We start from the raw sequence: 2,325 nt of genomic DNA on the forward strand, positions 1-2,325 counted from the left end.
CGCGACGGGGTGGTTCGGGTCGATGGCGCTGGCGGCGGTGTTCATGGCGTGTTCCTCGGTGGGCGTTCGGGGCGGGCTCGGCAGCTCGTGCGTGGTCTTCAGTACGGCCACTGCACGAAGGCGCCGGCGATCAGGGCGATGCAGGCGACGGTGGTGAGGCGCAGGCGCAGCGGCAGATACCACCCGGGCAGGTCGGCCACGCGCGCCAGGCGGCGATCCTGCACGTAGTGCAGCACGAAGCCGAGCACCAGCAGCACCGCGGCGTCGGAGGGCACCAGCAGCAGCGCCGGCCAGGCGATCAGCGAGGGCACCACGCTCCACAGCAGGCTGCGCACGCGAGTGCGTTCGTCCAGCCCGGGCAGCGCCATGGCGAAGCCCCAGTGCAGCGCGCACACGAAGCTGAGGATCACCGCGCCATAGGCGAACAGCGCGTCGCTCCAGGTGATGCCGTGGTGGGCGTCGAGCAGGCTGGCAGGGGCGAGCACCACGAAGGGGATCAGGCCGGCGTAGCCGAGCCGGTTGGCGGTGCGGCGGACGGAGTCGGGAAGCAGGGCGTTCATGGTCGCGGCTCGCGGAGGGTGGAGTTCGGAGGAGCGTGGCAGGAAGAGGCGTGGAGGATGGGTGCGGCGGAGTTCGGTGTCGGCTCTGCGGGCGGGGCCGCGCGCCTGCTGGGCAGGATCGCCGACCGCGCATGCCGAAGTCGGACCGGCCCTTGTGCATCGACTTCATCTTATGAAGCGAATCCTGTTTTGTCCAGGACAAAAAGAGTATATTCGGCTTCTCTACAACTCCCCCCTCATTCCTCCCGGATCGCTCATGAACGCCAATCCACACTATGCAATCATCGGCGCCGGGATCGCCGGCCTGGCCTGCGCGCGCAGCCTCGCCGACGCCGGAGTTCGTGTAACTGTCCTCGACAAAAGTCGTGGGCCGGGTGGTCGCACCAGTACCCGCCGTGGCGAAGGCTGGGCCTGCGACCACGGCGCGCAGTACTTCACCGCGCGCCACCCGGCGTTCATCGAGGAGCTCGCAGCCTGGCAGGCGGCCGGGGTGGCGGCGCCGTGGCCGGCACGCATCACCGTGTTCGACGCCGACGGCCGGCGCGGCCTGCAGGGCGAGGAGGCGCGCTTCGTCGGCACGCCGCGCATGACCGCGCCCGCCCGCCATCTGGCGCAAGGCCTGGACCTGCGCGTTCAGATCACGGTGAACGCGCTGCAGCGCTATACGCACGGCTGGGAGATCGCCACCGCCGAGCGCGGGATGCTGCCCGAGGCCTTCGACGGCGTGCTGCTCGCGGTGCCCTCGCCGCAGGCGGTGCCGCTGCTGCAGCCCTTGTCGCCCGCGCTCGCCGCGGCGGCTCGGGCGGCGCGAATGCAGGCCTGCTGGGCGCTGATGGCGCGCTTCGATGCCCCGCTGGAGGTGGATTTCGATGCCGCCTTCGTCAATCACGGGCCGCTGCGCTGGATCGCGCGCGACCGCTCCAAGCCGGGGCGGGGCGGGCTGGAGACCTGGTCGCTGCACGCCAGCGCGGAGTGGAGCGAGGCTCACATCGAGGATGCGCCCGAGCGTGTCGCCCTCGCGCTGGTGGGCGCCTTCGAGGCGCTCGGCGGGCGCATGCCGCTGGGCTGGGCGGCGCACCGCTGGCGCTACGCGATCACCGAGTCGGCGCTCGACGGCGGCTGCGCCTGGGACGCCGCACAGGCCCTGGGCGTGTGCGGCGACTGGGCCAACGGCGGCCGCGTCGAGGGCGCCTGGCTGAGCGGGCGTGCGCTCGCACGCCGGGTGCTCGACGGCCTCGCCGCGGGCTGAGCGTGCGTGCATGAACGCGACGCCGGGGTCGATCGTGGACTTGCCCGCGAGGAACCCTGCCTGCCTGCGCAGGCGGAGGCGCGCGCCGTGAGCTACGGCCTGGTCTGGTTCAAGCGCGACCTGCGCCTCGCCGATCACGCCGCCTTCGCCGCGGCGGCGCTGCGAGGGCCGATGCTGTGCGTGCTGATCGTCGAGCCCTCGCTGTGGGCGCAGCCCGACGCCGCACGCCAGCACTACGAGTTCATGCTCGAGAGCGCGCGCGAGCTGCACGTCGAGCTGAGCCGCCTCGGCGGTCGCCTGCACCTGCTGGTGGGCGAGGCCGTCGAGGTGCTCGACCGCCTGCACGCCGTGGCGCCCTTCGACACCCTGCATTCGCACGAGGAGACCGGCAACGCCGCGTGCTACGCGCGCGACCGCGCGGTGGCGCGCTGGTGCCGGGCGCGCGGCGTGCGCTGGCACGAGCCGGCGCAGTTCGGCGTGGTGCGCCGGCTGGACGATCGCGACCGCTGGCAGAGT

The 2,325-nt window shown here is 72.6% G+C and carries 3 protein-coding genes; 2 read left to right on the top strand and 1 reads right to left on the bottom strand.

Features of this window, described 5'->3' with window-relative positions:
- Positions 1-98: 98 nt before the first annotated feature.
- Complete coding sequence (locus tag C667_RS22260) at positions 99-560, bottom strand: DUF3429 domain-containing protein (RefSeq protein WP_004386046.1); 462 nt, start codon at positions 558-560, stop codon at positions 99-101.
- Between the two features lie 256 nt (positions 561-816).
- On the opposite strand from C667_RS22260, the gene C667_RS22265 reads away from it, so the two are divergent.
- On the top strand, positions 817-1,809 hold the full coding sequence (locus tag C667_RS22265) for an NAD(P)/FAD-dependent oxidoreductase (RefSeq protein WP_004386048.1): 993 nt from the start codon (positions 817-819) through the stop codon (positions 1,807-1,809).
- 6 nt (positions 1,810-1,815) lie between these two features.
- The coding region (locus C667_RS22270; RefSeq protein ID WP_039922804.1) for a deoxyribodipyrimidine photo-lyase at positions 1,816-2,325 on the top strand (510 nt) is incomplete at its 3' end.

Origin of the sequence: Thauera phenylacetica B4P, assembly GCF_000310225.1 — a bacterium.
Lineage (GTDB): Bacteria > Pseudomonadota > Gammaproteobacteria > Burkholderiales > Rhodocyclaceae > Thauera > Thauera phenylacetica.